The following is a 20,946-nucleotide window of genomic DNA, read 5'->3' on the forward strand; positions in this document are numbered from 1 at the left end:
CGGCGGGGCGGGTGGGGCGCGGCGCCGCGGGGGGGGGCCGCCCCCGCCGGCGCGGGCGCGCCGGCCCCCCCCCCCCCCGCCCCCGGGCCCCCCCCCGCGCCCCCCCCCCCCCCCCCCCCCCCCGTCGTCGTCCGCGGCCTACCAGCCCAGGGCGAAGGCCGACTCCAGGTCGTGCTTGGAGTAGGTCTGGAAGGAGATATGGGTGTCGGAGGAGGTCACGCCAGGCACCTTGTTCACCCGGCCGGGAATGACCTCGGCCAGGTCCTCGTGGCGGCGGACCCGCACCATGGCGATGAGGTCGACGCCGCCGGTGACCGAGTAGACCTCGCTGACGCCGTCGATGTCGGCGATCGCCTCGGCGACCTCGGGGATGCGGTGGACGTCGGCCTTGATCATGACGATCGCGGTGATCACGGTGCCTCCATGGCGGATCGGCGCTGAACGGGTTGGGCGCGGGCGCACCGCTAGTAGACGTCGGAGAGCCGCGTCCCGGAGCGCCATCGCAGCCGGTAGACCACCAGTCCCGCGACCACTCCGGCGAGGAACCCGTACACGTGCGCGGCGTAGGCGACGTTGGACCCGCTTCCCGGGGTGGTGGACGTGGTGACGTAGAGAAGATACTGAAGGGCGAAGTAGCTGCCCACCAGGGCCCACCCGGGCAGGCGCATCGGGATGGCCCCGAACACCAGCGTGGTGACCTTGCTCCGGAACTGCACGACGAGGTAGGCGCCGAGCACCCCGGAGATCGCCCCGGAGGCCCCGACCATGGGGATGACGCCGTCGCTCTCGGCCAGCGCGTGCCCGTAGGCCGCCGCGAGCCCGGTGACCAGGTACAGGACGAGGAAGCGGAGACGGCCGATCCGGTCCTCGACCACCGGGCCGAGCACGAACAGGTAGACCATGTTGCCCATCAGGTGGGCGGCGCCTCCGTGCACGAACATGGAGCTGAACACCGACAGCCAGACGGACTTGCCCTCGACGGCGCCGCACTCGGGGGTCATCGGGGGCGCCAGGTCGGTGCGGCCGAGCATCTCGTCGGGGACCGCGCCCCAGCGCATGTAGTAGCCGTCGATGGCGCAGAACCGGTCGGCGAGCTCGGCCGGGTACCAGACGGCGGTCATCGCCAGCGGAGACGCCAGGTAGACGAGGACGTTCACCGCGATCAGCGTGTAGGTGACCACGGGGGCGCGGCGGACCGGGTAGTCGTCATTGAGCGGAAGCGCGGCCATGCGCCCAGTGTGTCATCCCGGCGTGGGCCTCCGCGCCGCGCAGGGGGCACGTCCACTCGCCCTCGATCTCGACCAGCCGGGTCCCGGGGTGGGCGAGCCAGTCCAGGATCAGTTCGGTCTCCTCGGCGGTCGCGCGTGGCGTGGGTCCCGAACCCGCGGGAACGCGCTCGGCCGTGGCGGTGAGGGACGCCAGGAAGGCCGCCGGGTCGGTGCCGGGGCGCAGGACGGCGCTGGCGGCCAGTCGCCCGTGGCGGACGACGACGGTCTCCCAGCCGGTGCCGCCGGGACGCGAGGCGACCAGGTGCGCGACGGCGGCGATCGCGGACAGGCGCTGGGCGCGCCGGGCCCCGCGCAGGAAGGCGACGAGCCGGTCGCGGAGGGTCGCCGCGTCCTCGTAGCGCAGGTCGGCGGAGAGCTCGGCGATGCGATCGGTGTGCGCGGTGACCACGGGCGCGGGGTCACCGGTCATGGCGGCGCGCGCGGACGCGGCGTGGACCGCGTAGTCGGCGTGCGTCTCGGTCCCGTCGCAGGGGGCGCCGCACCGGCCGAGCTGGGCGAGCACGCAGGGGTCGACCAGGCCGTCGCCCGCCCGGGAGGCGACCGGCCGCGATCCGGGCACGGGGGTGAAGGCGTGGGTGCACTGGCGCAGCGGGAACGCGTGGAGGAGCGCCTCCCTGGCCCGTTCGGCCTCCTTGGCCGACGCGTAGGGGCCGAGGAGGGGGGCGCCGTCGTCGCGGACCGCGCGCACCACCGACAGGCGGGGGTAGGCGTCGGTGGTGAGCTTGACCCAGAAGGCGCGTTCGGGGTTGCGGGACCTGCGGTTGTAGGGCGGCTTGCGCTCGGCGATCATCCGCAGCTCCCGGACCGAGGCCTCCAGTTCGGTGGTGCAGACGATCGGGGTGACGCCCTCCACGAGCGCGGCCATCTCGCGGATGCGCTGGCGGTTCTCGGCGGCGGTGAAGTACGAGCGCACGCGGCGGCGCAGGTTGACGCTCTTGCCGACGTAGAGCGTGGCACCGCGCGCGTCGGTGAACACGTACACGCCGGGCTCCTCGGGCAGGTCCTCGGCCAGGTGGCGGCGGGCCCGCTGGGCGCGGCTGGCCGGCTTGGCGACCGCGCGCAGCTCCTCCAGGCTCTGCACCCCGGCGGGGGCGAGGCGGTCGATGAGTCCGTGCAGGACGCCGACGGTGGCGCGGGCGTCGTCCAGGGCGCGGTGGGTGGGGGTGGCGGCCACGCCGAGGTGGGCGGCGAGCGTGCCGAGCCGGTGGTTGCGGACCTGGCCCCGGTCGAGCACGGCGCGGGCCAGGCGCAGGGTGTCCACCACCGGGACGTCGGGCCAGGGCTCGCCCAGCCGTTCGCAGGCGGCCCTGAGGAAGGCGGTGTCGAAGGCCGCGTTGTGCGCGACGAACACGGTGTCGGGGTCGGCGGTGAGCAGTGCCAGCAGGTCGGGCAGGACCTCCTCCAGCGGAGGGGCCGTGGCGACCATGGACTGGGTGATACCGGTCAGGAGGGTGACGTTGGCCGGGATGAGGACGCCGGGGTCGACCAGGGCGGAGAACTCGTCGACCACCCGGCCTCCGCGCGCCCGGACCGCGCCGATCTCGGTGATGCGGGACCGTGTGGCGCTCGTCCCGGTGGTCTCCAGGTCCACCACGACGAACGTCGTCGCGGCCAGCGGGGTGCCGAGGTCGACGATGCTGGTTTGGACGCCGGTCGACGCCGCGGACTGTGGAGCCACGCGGTCAGGGTAGTCGCAGCCGCCGACCGAACCGCCGACGAATACGGCCTGACCTGCCCGACATGGAAAGATGAGGGTGAAGGGGCGGAAGTGTCCATGCGTCCCGAGTCGACCAGAGGAGGAAACCGTGGGGATCGCGATGCCGGGTGACAATGAACGTTGGCGGTGCACCGGGTGCGGCAACCTCACGCGCTTCGACGTGACCCGCACGGTCCGTTCCGAGGACTTCGTCCACCAGGACCTGGCCGGCCGGGGCCTGGTCGAGGAGCGGTCCGTGCTCGCCGAGACGGTGGAGCGTGTCCGGTGCCGGTGGTGCGGCGCGACGGACAGCGTGGAGATCGTCGCCCGCCCTGACGCCGAGTCGGTCTCCGACTCCTCGGCTGAGAGCACGACGGGTCGGGCATGAGCGCCCGCCCGGAGGCGGGCGGCGACTCCGACGAGCCGCTCGGCCCTGACGCCGAGACGGCCGGTGACGCGCGGGAGGACTCCGAGGACGAACGGCTGCGGCGTCCTCTGCCGGAGCAGGTACGCGCACGGGTGGTCGAGTACGGGTCCGACGTTCTGGGCGGCATGCCCGCGACCGAACTGCCGCCGTTGCTGCGACGGGTGGCCAAGTTCGAACCGCGCCGCCGTGCCCGGCTCGCCGGACCGCAGATCGCCGCCCAGCTGGAGACGGACGGCGCGTTCCGCGAGCGCGTGGCCGCGCGGGTGGACCAGGTCTGGCCCGAGCTGGCCGAGGGGCTGCGCTCCGGCGTCGTGCCGCCCGCCGCCGACCCCGTGGCGGTGGCGGCCTGCGCCTACCTGCTCCGGCCGCCCGGGTGGGCGGAGATCATCGAGGGCGTCCACACGGAGTTGGAGCGCCAGAGCAGCGCCAAGGAGGCCGACGAGGCGGCCGGGGCGCTCGACGCGGCGCGCCGCCAGCTGGAGGAGGTCAGGCGTGGCCACCAGGCCGATCTGGAGCGCCTGCGCGGCCAGGTCCGGGAGCAGCGCGCCGAGATCTCCGAGCTCCGGCGCAAGGTGCACACCGAGCGCCAGCGCGCCAAGGAGGCCACGGCCGGCGCCGAGCGCGCACTGGCCGAGACCGCGGACCGGGAGAGCGAGTCGGCGACTCAGGTCAGCGCGCTGGAGTCGGAGAACCGACGGCTGCGGTCCCGGTTGGCCGAGGTCGAGGCGCAGGTCGAGAGCGCCCGGCGCGCGGTGCGCGCCGGGCGCAACGCCGACGAGGCGCGGCTGCGCGTGCTGCTGGACGTGCTCGTGGAGGCCTCGCACGGGCTGCGCCGCGAACTGGCCCTTCCCACGTCCCTGGCCAGCCCCGCCGACCACGTCGCCGAGGCCGCGCGGGAGCAGCGCCGGGTGCCGTTGGGCGGTCTGCCCGACGACGACCCGGGACTGCTGGAGCACCTGCTCACCGTTCCGCGCGTGCACCTTCTGGTGGACGGCTACAACGTCACCAAGACCGGTTACGGCACGCTGCCCCTGGCCGACCAGCGCACCCGGCTGCTCGCCTCTCTGGAGGGTCTGGCGAGTCGGACGAAGGCGGAGATCACGTGCGTGTTCGACGGGGCCGACGTCGACACACCGCCGGTCATCGCCCAGCCGCGCCGGATGCGGGTGCTGTTCAGCGCGCCCGGGCAGACCGCCGACGAGCTGATCGTGCGGCTGGTGCGGGCCGAACCCCCGGGACGGCCGATCGCCGTCGTGACCTCGGACCGGGAGATCGTCACCGCCGTGCGCTCGGTCGGCGCGCGGGCGGTGCCGTCGACGATCTTCCTGCGCCGACTGGAGGGACACGGTTGAGGCCGGTGGGATCCCCGCGCACACAGGTTCGTTACCTATTCGTGACCACAACCCGTGCGGATGTGCCTGCCTGGACGAACGCCGCCCGTGCGACCCGTGTGGCCGCGCGGGCGGTCGCGTGTTCCGTGGGGTTCGTGGTTGAGGGGCGCAGGTCCGTCCGCTAGGTTCTTCCAGGAGCGTGAGTGCTCTACCGGATAGAACGCGACACCTGTGTCCGCGGTCCCGGCCGGATCCCCCGACTCGCGCGCGTCCGCGCCCCACGCGGACGGCCTCCCCGTTGTCTCCTCCAGCACCCCCGTGCGGAAGTCCCTCACTTTAGGAGCGTGGACCGCCATGAAGAACCCCGGTGGTCGGCGTACGGCTCGCCGACTCACGACGACCGGACTCGGCGTGGTCGTCGCCGGAACCCTGATCTCCCCCGGAACCGCGTACGCGGAGCCGACCCAGGAGGAGGTCGAGGACCGCATCGAGGAGCTCAATCAGGAGGCCGACACCGCGGTCCAGGCCTTCAACGAGGCCGAGGAGGACTACGAGACCGCCAAGACCCAGTTCGAGGAGCTGGACGAGCAGGTCGGCAACGAGGAGGACCGCTACAACGAGCTGCGCGAGCAGGTCCAGCGGTTCGCCAGCGCCACCTACCAGTCGGGCGATCTGGACTCCACGGCGAGCATCCTGACCTCGGAGGGGCCCGAGGGCCTCCTGGAGCAGAACGCCGACCTGAACTACCTGTCCGAGCAGCAGCTCGCGCAGCTGAACGAGTTCGGCGAGTCCGAGCAGCGCCTGTTCTCCCTCCGGGACGAGGCCGAGCAGGCCCTGGAGGAGGCCGACGAGCGGCTGCAGGAGGCCGACGAGGCGCGGGAGGAGGTCGAGGAGGCCATCACCGAGCAGGAGGAGCTGCTGGCGCAGTTCCCCTCGGCCGACGCCTCCGCCGAGGGCGCCGACGACACGGCGGGCGCCTCCTACACCGGAAGCGCGTCCGGCAGCGCCGGGGCGGCGCTCGACTTCGCCTACGCCCAGGTCGGCAAGCCCTACATCTACGGCGGCACCGGCCCCAACGGCTACGACTGCTCCGGCCTGGTGCAGGCGGCGTGGCGCGCGGGTGGCGTCAACCTGCCCCGCACCACCTACGACCAGGCCAACGCGGGCCAGCGCATCTACGACATGGGCGCGCTCCAGCCGGGCGACATCATGTTCTTCAGCGGCCAGGGCCATGACGGGCTCTACGCGGGCAACGGCCAGATGGTGCACGCCCCGCGCACCGGCCGCAACATCGAGGTCGTGGGCCTGGCCGCCTACTGGGCCGGCCAGTTCGAGTTCGCCGTCCGCCCGTAGCCGCGCACTCCCCAGGCGTCCGTGAGGGCCGCCCCCGGTCATCCGGGTGGCGGCCCTCACGCCGTTCCGCGAAGGGAATTTCGGACAGTCCGCGCGCTTGGGCCAAAGGTAACGAAACAGTTGAGAGCGGAGCAACGAATGCACTAGTGTTCATCGCCGAGCGTGGTCGCTCCTCTTCACCACCCCCCTGGTGGTGACGGCCGCGCCCGGGTTGGGCACACCCCCACACCGTTTCGGCCGACGTCGTCGGCCGCCCGAGACCCACCCGGTGCAGCCCCTTGATTCCCCTGGCAGACCCGATCGAGGGGAGAAAGGTGTAACCCCATCGTGTCTGGATCCCGTCGTGGCCGCCGCGTAGCGGTCATCGCCTCCCTCGCCGTCGGCGCCCTCCTCGCCCCCTCCGCGGCCCTCGCCGAGCCGACCGCCGACGAGGTCCGCGAGGAGATCGAGTCCCTGGAGGAGGAGTTCAGCCGGCTCAACGCCGAGTACAACGAGGCCCAGGAGGCGCACGAGGCCGCCGAGGAGCGCCTCAACGAGATCACGACCAGCCTGGACGATTCCCGCGACGCGGTCGACGACCTGGGCGCCAGTGTGCGCGCCCTGGCCAACCTCGCCTACACCGGCGTCGACCTCACCTCCCCCGCCCAGCTCTTCGGCGCCAGCGGCCCCGAGGAGGTCCTGGCGCACGAGGCGGACCTGGCCTACCTCTCCGAGCAGAACGACCGGGACCTCGACCGCTACGTCGAGGAAGTGGAGTACCTGGAGTCGCTGGAGGCCGAGGCCAGCGCGGCCGAGGAGGAGGCCGCCGAGGCGCTGGAGGATGCGGAACAGGCCACCGGGGAGGCCGAGGAGGCCATCGCCGAGCAGGAGGCGCTCCTGGAGGAGCTCACCGCCGAGGAGCGCGCCCAGGCCACCGAGAACGTCGCCAACAGCGACGGGGGCACGACCTCGGGCGGAGGCGGTGGCAGCACCGGTTCGTCCGGGGGCGGCGGCACCGCCTACACCGGACCGGCCTCCGGCGACGCCCAGGTCGCCCTCCAGTTCGCCTACAACCAGATCGGCAAGCCCTACGTCTGGGGCGGAACCGGCCCGGGCGGGTACGACTGCTCCGGTCTGACCCAGGCCGCGTGGGCCGCCGCGGGCGTGAGCCTGCCCCGTACCACCTACGACCAGGTCAACGCGGGCACCCGGGTGTCGTGGGACAACATGCGGCCCGGCGACCTGATGTTCTTCTACGGGTCCAGCCCGAGCCACGTCGGCCTGTACGCGGGGGACAACGTGATGGTGCACGCCTCGACGTCGAGCAAGCCGATCGGCACCGTGACCCTCAACAGCTACTACCGGCAGAACTTCTACACCGCCGTCCGCCCGTAGCGCGGGGCGTTCGCGCGGCACGGACCGGGTGCGGGCCCTAGACTCGCGTCCGTGCCGCGAACGCTGATCATCACCAACGACTTCCCGCCGCGCTCCGGGGGCATCGAGTCCTTCGTGCACGAGCTGGCCCTGCGCCGCCCGGAGGGATCGGTCGTCGTGTACTGCTCCTCCCCCGCGCCCCGGGACGCCGCCGCCGACCCGGGCTTCGACCTGCGCCAGCCCTTCCCCGTCGTGCGCGACACCGCCCGCGTCCTCCTGCCGACCCCCCGCGTGGCGGCACGGGCGCGGGCCATCGCCGACCTGGAAGGGTGCGAGGCGGTCCTGTACGGCGCGGCGGCCCCGCTCGGTCTGGTCGCCGACTCCCTGCGCGACCACGGCGCCGTGCGCCGCCAGGTGGCGCTCACCCACGGCCACGAGACCGGCTGGTCGGCGCTGCCCGGCGCCCGCGAGGCGCTCCGGCGGATCGGGGACACCACCGACACCGTCACCTACCTGGGCGAGTTCACCCGCCGCCGGCTGGCCCGGGCCCTGTCCGCGCGGGCCGCGGACCGCATGCGCCGCCTCGCCCCAGGCGTGGACCCCGACCGGTTCCGCCCTGGCGCGGGCGGCACGCGGGTGCGCGCGCGGCACGGACTGGGCGGACGGCCCGTGGTCGTGTGCGTCTCACGGCTGGTGCGGCGCAAGGGCCAGGACACGCTGCTGCGCGCCTGGCCCCGCGTCCTGGCCGACGTCCCCGACGCGGCGCTGCTCATCGTCGGGGACGGGCCCGACGCCGACCGGTTGCGCTCGGCGGCGCGAGGCACGGACTCGGTGGTCCTCACGGGCCCCGTCGCCCCCGAGGAGCTGCCCGCTCACTACGACGCGGGCGACGTGTTCGCGATGCCGTGCCGCACACGGCGCGGCGGCCTGGACGTGGAGGGGCTCGGCATCGTCTACCTGGAGGCGTCGGCCACGGGGCTGCCGGTGGTCGCCGGGGACTCGGGCGGCGCCCCGGACGCGGTCCTGGCGGACGAGACCGGGTACGTGGTCGACGGCTCCCTTCCCGGGCCCACCGCCCGGGCGCTCGTCCGCCTGCTGCGCGATCCCGGGCTGGCCTCCCAGATGGGCGCGCGCGGCAGGGAGTGGGTCTCCCGGGAGTGGACCTGGGACCGGGTCTCCGAGCGCCTGGACGGCCTGTTGGAGGCGCCCTGAGCCGTCCCTACAGATCGTCACCGTGGACGGAGCCGGGCGTTCCGGAGCCGTCGGTCGCCTGGGGCTCGCCGGTGACGCTGTGCTCCAGCCACTCCTCCCACGGACGCTGGTAGAAGCCCCAGCCGTTGTCCCACTCCAGTTCACGCGAGGTTCCGGTGGTCACCAGGACGTCGCCCATCAGGGACGTCTCGTAGAACCACCGGGCGTCGGGGACCGACATGTTCGTACAGCCGTTGGAGGCGTTGGCCCGGCCCAGGTTGCCGAGGTTCCACGGCGCCGCGTGGGTGAACTCGCCGCTGTTGGACGTGCGCACCGCCCAGTCGACGTCGAGCCGGTAGTAGCCGGGCGCCCCCCGCGGAATGCCCACGGTCGCCGAGTCCATGACCAGGGTCGCGTACTTCTCCATGGTCAGGTGGATCCCGGAGGTCGTGGTGTTGAAGCGGCGCAGCCCCTTGCCGTTGCTCACCGGGATCGTGCGCACGGTCTCCCCGTCGATCGCCACCTCCATGCGGTGGTCGGGCACGTGCATCGTGGCGACCAGCTCCCGGCCGACCTCGAACTCGATCCTCCGGTCGCTCGTGCCGTACACGCCGTCGGCGGCCTCCACTCCGGTCAGCCGCAGGTCGACGGTGACCCGCTGGCGCGGTTCCCAGTACTCGCGGGGGCGGAACACGGCGGTCTCGTCGTCGACCCAGTTCCAGGCGCCCTCGGTGACCTCCTCGGAGGTGACCTCCATGGAGTTCTCCACCTGCCGCTTGTACCGCACGGGCCGGTCGAAGGCGACGACCACGGGCATGCCCACGCCCACGACGTCGCCGGTCCGGGGGAAGTTGGCGGCCAGTTCGAGCCGGTGCTCCTCGTCGACGTCCGCCGTGGCGAACTGCGAGACCACCTCGGTCTCCCGTCCCGTGCCGTCCTCGGCCGTGGCGTAGACGCGCACGGAGGCGCCCGGGCGCAGGTTCCAGTCGCTCACCCAGGACGTCCGGTCCTCGCTCAGCCTGCCCTGGGCGGCGCCTCCGTCCGGACCGCCGGAGCTCTGGTCCGCGGCCCCGGCCAGGTCCTCGTGGGCGACCTGCTCGATCCGCACGTCGGTGATCGCCCCGTCCTCGACCGACACCCGCACCGGGGTGTTGGGCGCGACCGCGACCGCGCCGGGCGCGGGGGTCACGGTGACGCTCGGGCCGCCTCCCCCGCCGGACCCCGTGCCGTCCCCGCCTCCGATGGTGCAGGCCGTCGCCACGAGGACGGCCGCCGCTGCTCCCGCCAGCGGTCGGCGCGACGCCGACCGCGATACCCAACCCCTCACGCCAGGACCTCCCGCGTCCGGATGCGTCGCCGCCGGGCCGCCGCACATGGCGAACCCCGGCGGCCGGTCGGACTCCGCTGACACGGAACCCTCCGGCCACCGGGGCGGCGACCTTCACATCCTACCCCGAGTGACGACTTCGATACAGAAAGCCATCATCCGGGCGGGTCAGGACATCAGTGCTGGAACTCCTTGCGGTAGTACTCGAAGACCCAGCCGATCGAGGTGAGGGTGACGCCCAGGGCGCCGATGAACACCATCCACCAGCCGATCGCCACGCCCACCGCCATGAAGGCGACGGCCAGCGCGACGAAGAGCGGCCACCAGCTGTGCGGGCTGAAGAACCCGTACTCGCCGGCGCTCTCGGAGATCTCGCCGTCCAGCCGCTCCTCCGCGGGAAGCCCGTGGAAGTGCTCGCTGCGGCGCGCCGCCTGCCAGAGCCAGAAGCCGATCATCCATCCGAAGCCGACGGACACCACCAGGGCGGTGGAGCCCGTCCACTCGATGGCGCCGGTGTCCTGGTACGACCAGTACATGTACAGCAGGGCGGCCAGACCGAAGAAGGTCGAAACGCCCATGAACAGATAGGCCTGCATCTTCATGATGTGTTCGCCCTACTCCTTCGTGACGCCCACCGGGACGGCGCCCGGGGCCGCGGCGTGCGGGTGGTTCAGGTCGAACGCCGGACGCTCGGACCGGATCCGCGGCAGCGACGTGAAGTTGTGTCGCGGCGGCGGGCAGGACGTCGCCCACTCCAGGGAGCAGCCGTGTCCCCACGGGTCGTCGACGGTCACCTTCGGCGCCTTCTTCGCGGTGACGTAGACGTTCCAGAAGAACAGCAGCGTCGAGGCGCCGAGCACGAACGACGAGACCGACGAGATCTGGTTCAGCTGGGTGAAGCCGTCGTCGGGCAGGTAGTCGGCGTAGCGGCGGGGGAAGCCCATCGCGCCGAGCCAGTGCTGCACGAGGAACGTGCCGTGGAAGCCCAGGAACAGCAGCCAGAAGTGGATCTTGCCGAGCCGCTCGTTGAGCATCCGCCCGGTGAACTTGGGCCACCAGAAGTAGAAGCCCGCGAACATCGCGAAGACCACGGTGCCGAACACGACGTAGTGGAAGTGCGCCACCACGAAGTAGGAGTCGGTGACGTGGAAGTCGATCGGCGGGGAGGCCAGCAGCACACCGGTCAGGCCGCCGAAGAGGAAGGTGACCATGAAGCCGATGGTGAACAGCATGGGCGTCTCGAAGCTGAGCTGCCCGCGCCACATCGTGCCGATCCAGTTGAAGAACTTCACACCGGTCGGGACCGCGATGAGGAAGGTCATGAACGAGAAGAACGGCAGCAGCACCGCACCGGTCGGGAACATGTGGTGCGCCCACACGGTCACGGACAGGCCGGCGATGGCGATGGTCGCGCCCACGAGGCTCTTGTAACCGAAGATCGGCTTGCGGCTGAACACCGGCAGGATCTCCGTCGCGATGCCGAAGAACGGCAGGGCGATGATGTACACCTCGGGGTGGCCGAAGAACCAGAACAGGTGCTGCCAGAGGATGGCGCCGCCGTGCTCGGAGTTGAAGACCTGCGTGCCGACCATGCGGTCGGCGCCCAGGGCGATCAGGGCCGCGGTCAGGACCGGGAAGGCGATGAGCACCAGCACGCTGGTGAGCATCGTGTTCCAGGAGAAGATCGACATGCGGAACATCGTCATGCCTGGGGCGCGCATGCACAGGCCGGTCGTGATGAAGTTGACCGCCGAGAGGATGGTCCCCAGACCGGACACCGCCAGGCCCATGATCCACAGGTCGCCGCCCAGGCCGGGCGAGCGGACCGCGTCGGACAGCGGCGTGTAGGCGAACCAGCCGAAGCTGGCCGCGCCGCCGGGGGTGAGGAACCCGCTGACGACGATGAGGCCGCCGAACAGGAACAGGTAGTACCCGAACAGGTTCATCCTCGGGAACGCCACGTCGGGCGCGCCGATCTGCAACGGCATGATGATGTTCGAGAACCCGACGAACAGCGGGGTCGCGAACAGCAGCAGCATGATCGTGCCGTGCATCGTGAACAGCTGGTTGAACTCCTCGTTGGACATGAGCTGCATGCCCGGGAGAAGCAGCTCGGCCCGCATCAGCAGGGCCAGGATGCCGCCGAAGAGGAAGAACGCGAACGAGGTGACCAGGTACATGTACCCGATGACCTTGTGGTCGGTCGACGTCATCCAGTTGACGATGATCGACCCCTTGCGCGACGGCGCCTCCTCGGCGGCTCGCGCGTTACTCACTGGCGTGGTCATGACTCGTCATTCTCCTCGGCGTCGTCCGCACCGGTGTCGCCCTCGGTGTCCTCCACCCGGGCCTCTTCACCGTCGTCGGTCGCCTCGGTCTCGGTCCCGGCCCCGGCGTCCGCCGCGGCCTCCTCGGCGTTCGCGGCCTCGGCCTGGGTCGCGGCCTCCTCCAGCGCGGCGTTCTCCTCGGCCGCGGCGGCCTCCTGCTCGGCGACCCACTGCTCGTACTCGTCCTGGGGGAGGACCTCGACGTTGAACAGCATGCGGGTGTGGTCGGTGCCGCACAGCTCGGCGCAGCGACCGACGTAGTCGCCGGCGGTGCCCTCGTTGACGTTCACCTGGAAGGCGTTCTCACGACCGGGGATGACGTCCATCTTGAACCCGAAGGCCGGGATCCAGAAGGAGTGGATGACGTCGGGGGAACGGAGGTCGAAGTGGACGATCGAGTTCTCGGGGAGGACGAGGGTCGGCTGCGAGTCACGGCCGGCGCTGCCGCCCGGGTCGGGGGTGCCGACCGTGGAGAACTGCGTCTGGCCGCCGTTCTCCAGGGTGTCGTCCAGGTAGTTGAACTGCCAGGCCCACTGGAAGGCCACGACCTCGACGTTGACGTCGGCGGGCTCCTCGGTCTCCAGCAGGTAGGCCTGGTCGCGCGCGGTGAAGTAGAAGAGCACCGAGATGACGACGATCGGCAGGATGGTGTAGAGCGCTTCGATGGGCATGTTGTACCGCACCTGCGGCGGCAACTGCTCAGAGCGCTTGCGGTGGAAGATGACCGACCAGATGATCAGTCCCCACACGAGAATGCCGACCGCGAACGCCGCCACCCAGGAGCCCTGCCAGAGCGAGAGAACCCGCTCCGCCTGCTCGGTGATCGGCTCCGGCATGCCCAAACGAGTGAGATCGTTCGACGCGCAGCCGGTCGCGGCCAGCCCCAGCACGGCGAGCGCGGCGCCGCGTGGTGCCCATCGGCGCGTCTTGGAGCGCCGATTCTCTTGGCGGGTCGGACTCACGGATTGCCTTCCCAGCGGTGAAGCCCGCGGATCGTCCGCGGGCGGCCTAAGTATCCAAAGCTTGTCAGGGGGAACATTATCGCGAACCGTCCAGCGCCCTGTTCATGGCCTGACCTGGTCAGCGTGTTGCCGAACAGGCCCTGCCGGACGCGCGGCGGCACACGGAGCCGGACCCGTTCGCCCGCGGAGGGATGCCCTCCCGGCTGGCTACGGAGCGCGGCCCGGCGTCCCCCCGGGCCCCCGTCCGCGACCGTTCGCCGTGACCGGCGGGCGGTGCGCGAGGCGGGACCAAGGCGAGCGTATCGCTGGGTTTACGACACCCTTAACCGGGTTCGCCTTAGCAGGAGGAGCGGGTCAAGATTGGGACACAGGACGACGACACCTGGGGGTGACCGTGCCCGAGTATCCGAACCAGCGGCCTCTGGTGACCGTGGAGGCGGTCGGCCGCAAGTGCCCGATCCCGATCCTCATGCTCGCCCAGCGCCTGCACGAGGTGCCGATCGGCGCCGTCATCGCCGTCACCGCGGACGATCCCGCCGCCCAGGCGGACATCCCCGCCTGGTGCCGGATGAAGATGCACGACTTCGTGGTGGAGGAGCCTCTGACCCGGGGTAGCGCTTATCACATCCGCCGCCGGTACTGAAAGGCCAGTCGGGGTTCCGGTTGCGTTGCGGTAACGATGTGGACTCCGCCGGGCCCGGCGGCCGGTGCACACCACGGCGCGGACGCGCCGGAGGCCGCGCGGACGACGAGGGTCCGCGCGGCCTCCGCACAGTTCAGGGTCCGGGGGACCCCTGCCCGTGCTTCGGGCCGAAGCCGAGCACGGGCCCGAAGCTCCTACGCCTTAGCGGGCGTAGAACTCGACGACGAGCTGCTCGTCGAAGGGCACCGGGATCTGCTCACGCTTGGGGCGGTCGACGACCGCGATGCGCAGGTCCGAGTGGCTGACGGCGAGGAATCCGGCGATCTTGTCGTCGGCGTGGACGCCCTCGGCGGCCTCGATGAACGGCACCATCTGGCGGGACTTGTCCCGAACGCTGATGATCTGGCCCGGCTTGACCTGGTACGACGGGATGTCGACCTTCTTGCCGTCCACGGTGATGTGGCCGTGGTTGATGAACTGGCGGGCCGCGTAGATCGAGGCGGCGAAGCCGGCGCGGAGCACGACCGTCGCCAGACGCAGCTCGAGCTCGGCGAGCATCTCCTCGCCGGTGCGGCCCGGGCGCTTCTTCGCGTTCTCGTAGACGCGCACCAGCTGCTTCTCGGTCAGGTCGTAGTACCAGCGCACCTTCTGCTTCTCCGCCTGACGAACGGCGAAGTCGCTGCTGTTGCGGCGAACACGGCGGCCGTGCTCGCCGGGCGGGTACGGACGCTTCTCGAAGTAGCTGACCGCCTTACGGGTCAGCGGGGTGCCGGCGCGCCGGGACAACCGCACCTTCGGTCCGGTGTAGCGCATGCGTAGTCCTTTCAGTGATTCAGGGAATCCCAGGTAAGGCTGGCCTAGATCTGGGAGGCGCGTGACGCGCCCGAGTCCCGCCGCCGGAGCGGTCGGGACGGGTTCCCACCGTCGCGGCGACCCCGCGCTGACGGCTTGGGCTGGAACCGGCACGCGTCTCAGCGCACCGGAGGGCACGGGGCTCCCCGTGCGGGTCGGCGAAGGCCGACCGTCGGGCAGCGGCCCGGCGTACCGGGTCGTGCGGGTCGCGACTACCTACTTTACGGCGTCCGGGACACCGCCCCGACCAGAACCGCGCGGTCGGGCCGGGGCGGCGGGGCGGATCACACGTACGCGGCGACCTCGGCGGCCGCGTCGGAGCCGTAGGAGCGCTCCAGGCGCTCGGTCAGCGTAGCGGCGGTCAGCGCGTACTCCTGGGGGCCGTCCGCCTCCAGGCAGTGCGCGGCGGTGGCGTTGCCGACCTGCGCGGCGCGTTCCAGGGACAGCCCCCAGGAGTGCGCGGCCAGGAACCCGGCGCGGAAGGCGTCGCCCATGCCCGTGGGATCGACGAGTTCGCCGACGGCGGCAGAGGGGACGTGGATGCTCGGCTCGCCCCTGCGGTCGATCCGCGCGCCCTTGGCGCCCAGGGTCGTGACGCGGGTGCCGACCCGGTCGAGGACCTCCTCGTCGGACCAGTCGGTCTTCTGCTCGGCCAGCGCCTTCTCGTACTCGTTGCTGAACAGGAAGGTCGCCCCCTCGATCAGGGAGCGGACCTGCGGGCCCTCCATGCGGGCGAGCTGCTGGGAGGGGTCGGCGGCGAAGGGGATGGACCGCGTGCGGCACTCCTCGCTGTGGCGGACCATGGCGGCCGGGTCGTCGGCGCCGATGAGGACGAGGTCGAGGCCGCCGAGGCGCTCGGCGATGGGCTGGAGCTCGATGTTGCGGGCCTCGGCCATGGCGCCCGCATAGAAGGAGGCGATCTGGTTCTGGTCGAGGTCGGTGGTGCAGATGAAACGGGCGGTGTGCCGCAGCTCGGAGATGTGGACCGCCGAGGTGTCGACGCCGTGGCGGTCGAGCCAGGAGCGGTACTCCTCGAAGTCGGCGCCCGCGGCGCCCACGAGCACGGGGTTCAGGCCGAAGCCGCCCATGCCGAAGCAGATGTTGGCGGCGACACCGCCGCGTCGCACGTCCAGCTCGTCGATGAGGAAGGAGAGGGACAACTGCTGGATCTGGTCCGGGATGATCTGCTCCGAGAACCGGCCCTGGAAGGACATCAGGTGATCGGTGGCGATGGATCCGGCAACCGCGATACGCACGGGACGAGGGCTCCTTGCTGGGGAGGCGTCGGTTGGCGTCGACCAGGTGGACGCGGCAGCGCCCGGTCGAACTGCCCCAGGGTATACAGGTGCCCGCCGCTCTCGGACGGAGGCGGACCGGATGGCGGCACGGCGGGGGGAGGGCGGACGCGTCCGCCCTCCCCCCGGGTATCGACGCCTACGGCGCAGTCCTCACCCTGCGACGGGCAGCGTCCACGGCACAGGCCCTAGTTGAAGGAGTCACCGCAGGCGCAGGAACCCGTCGCGTTGGGGTTGTCGATGGTGAAGCCCTGCTTCTCGATGGTGTCGACGAAGTCGATGGTGGCGCCGACGAGGTAGGGGGAGCTCATCCGGTCGGTGACGACCTCGACCCCGCCGAAGTCGGAGACCACGTCCCCGTCGAGGTCGCGCTCGTCGAAGTAGAGCTGGTAGCGCAGCCCCGAGCAGCCACCGGGCTGAACGGCGACACGCAGGCGTAGGTCGTCCCGGCCCTCCTGCTCCAGGAGCGCCCGGACCTTGGCGGACGCCTCGTCGGTGAGGATGATCCCCTCGGTGACCTCGCTCTGAACCGTCATGTGTAAAGCTCCTCTGGAAAGGGGTCGCGGCTGCCCGGCCACCCCGGGTCGCGTACGTGACCGGGCCCGCCCGTGCGGGTCCGCTCCTCCGGTGTCAACGTCCGGGGCCGATGCCGCATTCCGGCGCGCGGCGGCTGTGTTCTCCCTACTGCCGTGGCCCCTGGTGCTGGTGTGGCCACGGCCGCGCACGATGGCCTCGTGCGTTTCCAGGGTAGTGGTTGTTGAGCCGCCCGCCCACCCGTGACCGCCCTCGGCGGACGCCTCCGGCGCGGAGCGCCCCCGAGGGTCAGCGCGACCAGCGCCGGGCGACGGCTGCGGCCATCGAGCGCAGTTCCTCGGCCGAGCGGCTCATCGCCGCCTCCACCGAACCCGCCGAGTCCACGAGGGCGTGGGTCTCGGTGATCCCGGCCGCGGCGGCCTCGGCGCGGCCGACCTTGACCACGCCCGCGGTCACCACGCACGGCACGCCGTGTTCGCTGGCCAGGCTCGCCACGCCGTGGGGGAGCTTGCCGCGCAGGGACTGGGAGTCGAAGGAGCCCTCCCCGGTGATGACGAGGTCGGCGCCGGTGAGGCGGTCGGCCAGTCGCACCGCCTCCAGGACGCGCCGGACGCCCGACTCGACGGTGCCGCCGAGCAGCAGCAGTCCGAATCCGAGCCCGCCCGCTCCCCCGGCCCCCGGGGTCGCACGGGTCTCGCCCGTGGGGTCGACCCGGTCGGCGAACGCGGTCAGCGCGGCGTCCAGGCGCTGGACCTGGTCGGGGTCGGCGCCCTTCTGCGGACCGAAGACGGCGCTGGCCCCGTGGATGCCCAGGAGCGGATTGTCCACGTCGGTGGCGGCGATGAGACGGACCCCCTCCACGGCCCGGCGGGCCGGTTCGAGGTCGAGCGTCCCGGGGGTGTCCGCGAGCGGGCCGCCGCCGTGGCTGAGCGCGTCGGCCGGTCCGGCTCCGAGGGCGGCCAGCATGCCCGCCCCGGCGTCGTTCGTGGAACTGCCGCCCAGTCCGACGACGACGGTACGGGCCCCGGCGCCGACCGCGCGGGCGATGAGCTCGCCCACGCCGTGGCTGGTGGTGCGGCCGGGGTCGCGGTCGGCGGACGGGACCAGGTGGAGCCCGCACGCCTGGGCGCTCTCCACGTAGGCGGTGGCCGTCTCGGCGTCGAGAAGGTACTCGGCGGTGACGGGCGCGCCCAGGGGGCCCGTGACCTGGGCCTCGTGCACCTTGCCGCCCAGGGCGGCGTGCAGGACCTCCACGAAGCCCGGGCCTCCGTCGGAGAGCGGGAGCAGCTCCGTCGTGGCGGAGGGGTCGGTCCGGTGCCACCCGTCGGCGACGGCCTGAGCGGCCTCGACCGCGGAGAGGGTCCCGGCGAACTTGTCTGGGGCGATGACGATACGCACGTGGCCATTGTGCCGGTCAGCGCCCCGCCACACCAGACCTTGAGACCAAATTTATCCGTTTTGTGGATTCTATTTTCCGCATAATGAAATCTTGAAGCTAGGGGTGGAGCCCCGGCGCCCCGTACACCGGGAACCACCGGGACCGGTCCCGCTCCATCGGCAGGTCGGCCCCGACGGCGGCCTCCACCTGGAGTTCGAGCGCGTTGTCCCGTCGCTGACCGCCCAGCGGCGCGAAGGGGTAGAAGGTGCCCCGCTTGTACAGGTACACCAGACCCAGCGCACGGCGGCGGGTGTCGCTGAACCCCACGAGCGAGCACAGCAGGGAGGGCCCGTAGCCACCCGCCTCCAGCGTCGAGTTCACCGCGTGCAGGTCGGTGACCAGGCCGGAGACGTCGGGTTCGGCGGCCTCCGGGTCCGCGCGCACGACCAGCCAGGTGTACCCGTAGTCGTCGGCCACCTGCTCCACCGGCGGCCCCTCGTCCGCGTCGAGCAGGGCGGTCACGTCTCGCTCCAGGTCCGCGAAGGCGGCGCCCTCCGCGGCGCGGAAGGCCACCGAACCGGTTCCGGTCGGCGAGAAACCCGCCGCCGCGCGCAGCGTCAGCGCGGCCGAGGGCAGGCCGAACAGCGCGTCCAGGTCGGGTCGGGCGGGTGCGGTGCGGCCCAGGATCGCACGCCAGAGTCTCTTCACGGGCGTCTCGCCTCCGTGTCGGGGAGCGGTGGGTCAGGTCCCCTGGCCGAGCTGCCGGGAGATCTCCGCCAGCTGGGCCAGGCGCCGGTCCACCGGAGGGTGCGTGGCGACCAGCTGGCTCATGCTGAAGCCCTTGCGGGTGAAGGCGGGGGCGAAGAAGAACGCGTTGAACGGCTCGACCTGGCGCAGGTCGCGGGTGGGGATCCGGGCCATGTCGCCGGTGATCTTGGTGAGCGCGCTGCCCAGTGCGGAGGGCCGTCCGGTGAGGTAGGCGGCCGAGCGGTCCGCCGACAGCTCGCGGTAGCGGGACAGCGCCCGGGTGAGCAGGAAGCTCAGCGCCCAGGCGACCGCGCTGACCAGGACGACCAGGAGGGCGATCACCGCGGGCGCCGGTCCCCCGTTGCTGCTCCGGCCGCCGGCGGCCCCGCTGAACACGGCGAAGCGCAGCCCCGCCTGGGTGAGGAAGCCCGCGACGATCCCGAGGAAGCCGGCGACGGTCATCACCATGACGTCGCGGTGCGCGACATGGGAGAGCTCGTGCGCCAGGACCGCCTCCAGTTCCCGGCCCTCCAGACGCCGGAGGAGCCCGGTCGTGACGCAGACGACGGAACTCTTCTCGCTGTGCCCGGTGGCGAAGGCGTTGGGCACGTCGGTGTCGGCGACCCCGACACGCGGCTTGGCCATGTCGGCCATCGCGCAGAGGCGGTCGATCACGGCGTGCAGCTCGGGCTCCTGCTCGGGACCGACCTCGCGCGCGCCCATGGAGAACATGGCGATCCGGTCGGAGGCGAAGTAGGAGAAGAGGGCGAACCCCCCGACCACGAGCAGGACCAGCCAGACGCTCATGCCGACCAGGACCAACCCGACGACGAAGGCGACGTAGACCAGGCCGAGCAGGCCCATGGTCGTCACCATCCGCGTGGTGAGCCCCCGGTCCGGTCTGAACTTCGAACCCGCCATGACGACCCCCCTGGTCCGGAGTCTAGTTCGCCCAGGTCGGAAAGGGTTTGAGACACACCACGGCCGCCGTGACCCGGGGTCACGGCGGCCGTGGTCCACACTCGCGCGCGCTGGCGTCGGGCGCGCCGCCGCGGTCGGCGCGCTCCGTCCGCTGTCCGGGCCGCCCGCCTGGACGGACGGCGGCGTGCCCGGCAGTGGGGCTAGCCGGGGATGAGACCGTCGTCCTGGAGCATCTCCCGCACCTCGTCCATGGTGGCGTCGGCGGGCGGGAGGATGAACTGCGAGGGCTCCAGCGCGTCGGGCGGCAGGGGCTTGCCGTCCTCACGCACCCGGGCCAGCAGGTCGTGCAGGGCCTCGCGGAACGTGTCCTCGTCGCCGGACTCGATCGCCGCCTCCAGCGAGGCGTCGAAGGAGTTCAGGACGTCGAGGTCGGCGTCGGTGAGGTCGAGCTGCCCCTCACCCATGATGCGGACGATCATGAGCCCTCCCGGTTGCTGCCGCCCTCGATCTGCGGCGTGGAACCGCCGCCGTTGCCCTGCCCGAGCTCCAGCTTCATGCGCTCCAGCTCGGCCTCGACACCGGTGGAGCTGGCCATCCGGTCGAGTTCGGCCTGGATGTCGTCCTTGGCGGTGCCGGTGACGTCGTCGAGCGCCCCGGAGGCCAGGAGTTCGTCGACGGCGCCCGCGCGGGCCTGCATCTCGGCGGTCTTGTCCTCGGCACGCTGCACCGCCATGCCGACGTCGCCCATCTCCTCCGAGATCCCGGAGAAGGCCTCGCTGATCTGCGTCTGGGCCTGGGCGGCGGTGTAGGTCGCCTTGATCGTCTCCTTGCGGGTGCGGAAGGCGTCCACCTTCGCCTGGAGGCGCTGGGCCGCCATCGTGAGCTTTTGCTCCTCGCCCTGGAGGTTGGCGTGCTGCTCGCGCAGGCTCTCGATCTGGCTGCTCAGACCGGAGCGTCGCGTCAGGGCTTCGCGGGCGAGGTCCTCCCGGCCCTGGGTGAGGGCGGCGCGCCCCTGGTTCTCCAGCTTCCCGGACTGCTGCTCCAGCTGCTGGATCTGCAACTCGACGCGCTTGCGGGAGGTGGCGACGTCCGCCACACCACGACGAACCTTCTGTAGGAGCTCAAGCTGCTTCTGGTACGAGTAGTCGAGGGTTTCCCTGGGGTCCTCGACCGAGTCCAGGGCCTTGTTGGCCTTGGACTTGAAGATCATCGAAAGTCGCTGAAACACGCTCATCGGCGTGGCCGTCCCCTTCTCGGTGCGTACATCGGCTGTTCCCAGCGGGCGCTTCGCCCAACCCTACGCGGTCTGGCCCGCGGTCG

General features: G+C 71.8%; 21 protein-coding genes. 6 read left to right on the plus strand and 15 right to left on the minus strand.

The genetic code is table 11. From position 1 onward, the window contains the following. Positions 1-138: 138 nt before the first annotated feature. From ACIBFB_RS15860 to ACIBFB_RS15870, 3 genes are read right to left on the minus strand one after another with little or no spacing between them, the layout of a single operon-like run. Positions 139-414, minus strand: a complete 276-nt coding sequence (locus ACIBFB_RS15860; RefSeq protein ID WP_397230641.1) for an Lrp/AsnC family transcriptional regulator — start codon at positions 412-414, stop codon at positions 139-141. A 50-nt stretch (positions 415-464) separates the two neighbouring features. After that, a complete protein-coding gene (locus ACIBFB_RS15865) occupies positions 465-1,229 on the minus strand; it encodes a rhomboid family intramembrane serine protease (protein ID WP_397230643.1) in 765 nt (254 codons plus the stop codon). Next, the gene (locus tag ACIBFB_RS15870; protein ID WP_397230645.1) at positions 1,207-2,967 is read right to left on the minus strand and encodes a DEDD exonuclease domain-containing protein; all 1,761 of its coding nucleotides are present in this window, start codon (positions 2,965-2,967) and stop codon (positions 1,207-1,209) included. The genes ACIBFB_RS15865 and ACIBFB_RS15870 overlap by 23 nt, the downstream gene beginning before the upstream one ends. Positions 2,968-3,094: 127 nt before the next feature. On the opposite strand from ACIBFB_RS15870, the gene ACIBFB_RS15875 reads away from it, so the two are divergent. The 5 genes from ACIBFB_RS15875 to ACIBFB_RS15895 all read left to right on the plus strand — a co-directional run bounded on the left by ACIBFB_RS15875 (position 3,095) and on the right by ACIBFB_RS15895 (position 8,661). Further along, positions 3,095-3,373, plus strand: coding sequence for a hypothetical protein (locus tag ACIBFB_RS15875; RefSeq protein ID WP_397230647.1), 279 nt, complete (start codon positions 3,095-3,097; stop codon positions 3,371-3,373). Next, positions 3,370-4,764, plus strand: a complete 1,395-nt coding sequence (locus ACIBFB_RS15880; RefSeq protein ID WP_397230648.1) for an NYN domain-containing protein — start codon at positions 3,370-3,372, stop codon at positions 4,762-4,764. Before ACIBFB_RS15875 ends, ACIBFB_RS15880 begins: the two co-directional genes overlap by 4 nt. A gap of 333 nt (positions 4,765-5,097) precedes the next feature. Continuing rightward, complete coding sequence (locus ACIBFB_RS15885; protein WP_397230650.1) at positions 5,098-6,096, plus strand: NlpC/P60 family protein; 999 nt, start codon at positions 5,098-5,100, stop codon at positions 6,094-6,096. 327 nt (positions 6,097-6,423) lie between these two features. Continuing rightward, positions 6,424-7,470: a C40 family peptidase gene (locus ACIBFB_RS15890; RefSeq protein ID WP_397230652.1), complete on the plus strand. Its 1,047-nt coding sequence runs from the start codon at positions 6,424-6,426 to the stop codon at positions 7,468-7,470. 51 nt (positions 7,471-7,521) lie between these two features. After that, positions 7,522-8,661 carry a glycosyltransferase family 4 protein gene (locus ACIBFB_RS15895; protein ID WP_397230654.1) on the plus strand — a complete coding sequence of 380 codons (1,140 nt, stop codon included), beginning with the start codon at positions 7,522-7,524 and terminating at the stop codon, positions 8,659-8,661. A 7-nt stretch (positions 8,662-8,668) separates the two neighbouring features. Here the strand turns inward: ACIBFB_RS15895 and ACIBFB_RS15900 are convergent, their stop codons facing one another. The 4 genes from ACIBFB_RS15900 to coxB form a co-directional block, all read right to left on the minus strand. Then, entirely contained in the window at positions 8,669-9,967 is a 1,299-nt protein-coding gene (locus ACIBFB_RS15900) for an Ig-like domain-containing protein (RefSeq protein ID WP_397230656.1), read from the minus strand. 176 nt (positions 9,968-10,143) lie between these two features. After that, on the minus strand, positions 10,144-10,569 hold the full coding sequence (locus ACIBFB_RS15905; protein ID WP_397230658.1) for a cytochrome c oxidase subunit 4: 426 nt from the start codon (positions 10,567-10,569) through the stop codon (positions 10,144-10,146). A gap of 12 nt (positions 10,570-10,581) precedes the next feature. Then, the gene (gene ctaD / locus ACIBFB_RS15910) at positions 10,582-12,255 is read right to left on the minus strand and encodes a cytochrome c oxidase subunit I (RefSeq protein ID WP_397230660.1); all 1,674 of its coding nucleotides are present in this window, start codon (positions 12,253-12,255) and stop codon (positions 10,582-10,584) included. Then, positions 12,252-13,130: a cytochrome c oxidase subunit II gene (coxB, locus tag ACIBFB_RS15915; protein ID WP_397230662.1), complete on the minus strand. Its 879-nt coding sequence runs from the start codon at positions 13,128-13,130 to the stop codon at positions 12,252-12,254. The genes ctaD and coxB overlap by 4 nt, the downstream gene beginning before the upstream one ends. Positions 13,131-13,650: 520 nt before the next feature. On the opposite strand from coxB, the gene ACIBFB_RS15920 reads away from it, so the two are divergent. Beyond that, a complete protein-coding gene (locus ACIBFB_RS15920) occupies positions 13,651-13,899 on the plus strand; it encodes a sulfurtransferase TusA family protein (protein ID WP_397230664.1) in 249 nt (82 codons plus the stop codon). A 201-nt stretch (positions 13,900-14,100) separates the two neighbouring features. Here the strand turns inward: ACIBFB_RS15920 and rpsD are convergent, their stop codons facing one another. The 8 genes from rpsD to ACIBFB_RS15960 form a co-directional block, all read right to left on the minus strand. Continuing rightward, a complete protein-coding gene (rpsD, locus tag ACIBFB_RS15925; protein WP_397230666.1) occupies positions 14,101-14,712 on the minus strand; it encodes a 30S ribosomal protein S4 in 612 nt (203 codons plus the stop codon). 323 nt (positions 14,713-15,035) lie between these two features. Continuing rightward, positions 15,036-16,007: a carbohydrate kinase family protein gene (locus tag ACIBFB_RS15930; RefSeq protein WP_397230668.1), complete on the minus strand. Its 972-nt coding sequence runs from the start codon at positions 16,005-16,007 to the stop codon at positions 15,036-15,038. A gap of 227 nt (positions 16,008-16,234) precedes the next feature. Beyond that, complete coding sequence (locus tag ACIBFB_RS15935; protein WP_028649670.1) at positions 16,235-16,582, minus strand: iron-sulfur cluster assembly accessory protein; 348 nt, start codon at positions 16,580-16,582, stop codon at positions 16,235-16,237. Positions 16,583-16,868: 286 nt separating this feature from the next. After that, entirely contained in the window at positions 16,869-17,978 is a 1,110-nt protein-coding gene (locus tag ACIBFB_RS15940; RefSeq protein ID WP_397230670.1) for a glycerate kinase, read from the minus strand. A gap of 97 nt (positions 17,979-18,075) precedes the next feature. After that, complete coding sequence (locus tag ACIBFB_RS15945) at positions 18,076-18,666, minus strand: hypothetical protein (protein WP_397230672.1); 591 nt, start codon at positions 18,664-18,666, stop codon at positions 18,076-18,078. A 33-nt stretch (positions 18,667-18,699) separates the two neighbouring features. Next, positions 18,700-19,626, minus strand: coding sequence for a zinc metalloprotease HtpX (gene htpX / locus ACIBFB_RS15950; RefSeq protein ID WP_397230674.1), 927 nt, complete (start codon positions 19,624-19,626; stop codon positions 18,700-18,702). Between the two features lie 200 nt (positions 19,627-19,826). Then, the gene (locus ACIBFB_RS15955) at positions 19,827-20,105 is read right to left on the minus strand and encodes a hypothetical protein (RefSeq protein WP_397230676.1); all 279 of its coding nucleotides are present in this window, start codon (positions 20,103-20,105) and stop codon (positions 19,827-19,829) included. Next, positions 20,102-20,860, minus strand: coding sequence for a PspA/IM30 family protein (locus ACIBFB_RS15960; RefSeq protein WP_397230678.1), 759 nt, complete (start codon positions 20,858-20,860; stop codon positions 20,102-20,104). The genes ACIBFB_RS15955 and ACIBFB_RS15960 overlap by 4 nt, the downstream gene beginning before the upstream one ends. Positions 20,861-20,946: the final 86 nt, after the last annotated feature.

Source organism: Nocardiopsis sp. NPDC050513 (assembly GCF_044457925.1).
Classification (GTDB): domain Bacteria; phylum Actinomycetota; class Actinomycetes; order Streptosporangiales; family Streptosporangiaceae; genus Nocardiopsis.

What these genes read in the sequence shown, in the direction of transcription:
- ACIBFB_RS15865 (WP_397230643.1), bottom strand. Translation starts at nt 1,229, where the DNA reads ATGGCCGCGCTTCCGCTCAATGACGACTACCCGGTCCGCCGCGCCCCC.
- ACIBFB_RS15880 (WP_397230648.1), top strand. Translation starts at nt 3,370, where the DNA reads ATGAGCGCCCGCCCGGAGGCGGGCGGCGACTCCGACGAGCCGCTCGGC.
- ACIBFB_RS15885 (WP_397230650.1), top strand. Translation starts at nt 5,098, where the DNA reads ATGAAGAACCCCGGTGGTCGGCGTACGGCTCGCCGACTCACGACGACC.
- ACIBFB_RS15905 (WP_397230658.1), bottom strand. Translation starts at nt 10,569, where the DNA reads ATGAAGATGCAGGCCTATCTGTTCATGGGCGTTTCGACCTTCTTCGGT.
- ctaD (WP_397230660.1), bottom strand. Translation starts at nt 12,255, where the DNA reads ATGACCACGCCAGTGAGTAACGCGCGAGCCGCCGAGGAGGCGCCGTCG.
- coxB (WP_397230662.1), bottom strand. Translation starts at nt 13,130, where the DNA reads ATGCCGGAGCCGATCACCGAGCAGGCGGAGCGGGTTCTCTCGCTCTGG.
- rpsD (WP_397230666.1), bottom strand. Translation starts at nt 14,712, where the DNA reads ATGCGCTACACCGGACCGAAGGTGCGGTTGTCCCGGCGCGCCGGCACC.
- ACIBFB_RS15935 (WP_028649670.1), bottom strand. Translation starts at nt 16,582, where the DNA reads ATGACGGTTCAGAGCGAGGTCACCGAGGGGATCATCCTCACCGACGAG.
- htpX (WP_397230674.1), bottom strand. Translation starts at nt 19,626, where the DNA reads ATGGCGGGTTCGAAGTTCAGACCGGACCGGGGGCTCACCACGCGGATG.
- ACIBFB_RS15955 (WP_397230676.1), bottom strand. Translation starts at nt 20,105, where the DNA reads ATGATCGTCCGCATCATGGGTGAGGGGCAGCTCGACCTCACCGACGCC.
- ACIBFB_RS15960 (WP_397230678.1), bottom strand. Translation starts at nt 20,860, where the DNA reads ATGAGCGTGTTTCAGCGACTTTCGATGATCTTCAAGTCCAAGGCCAAC.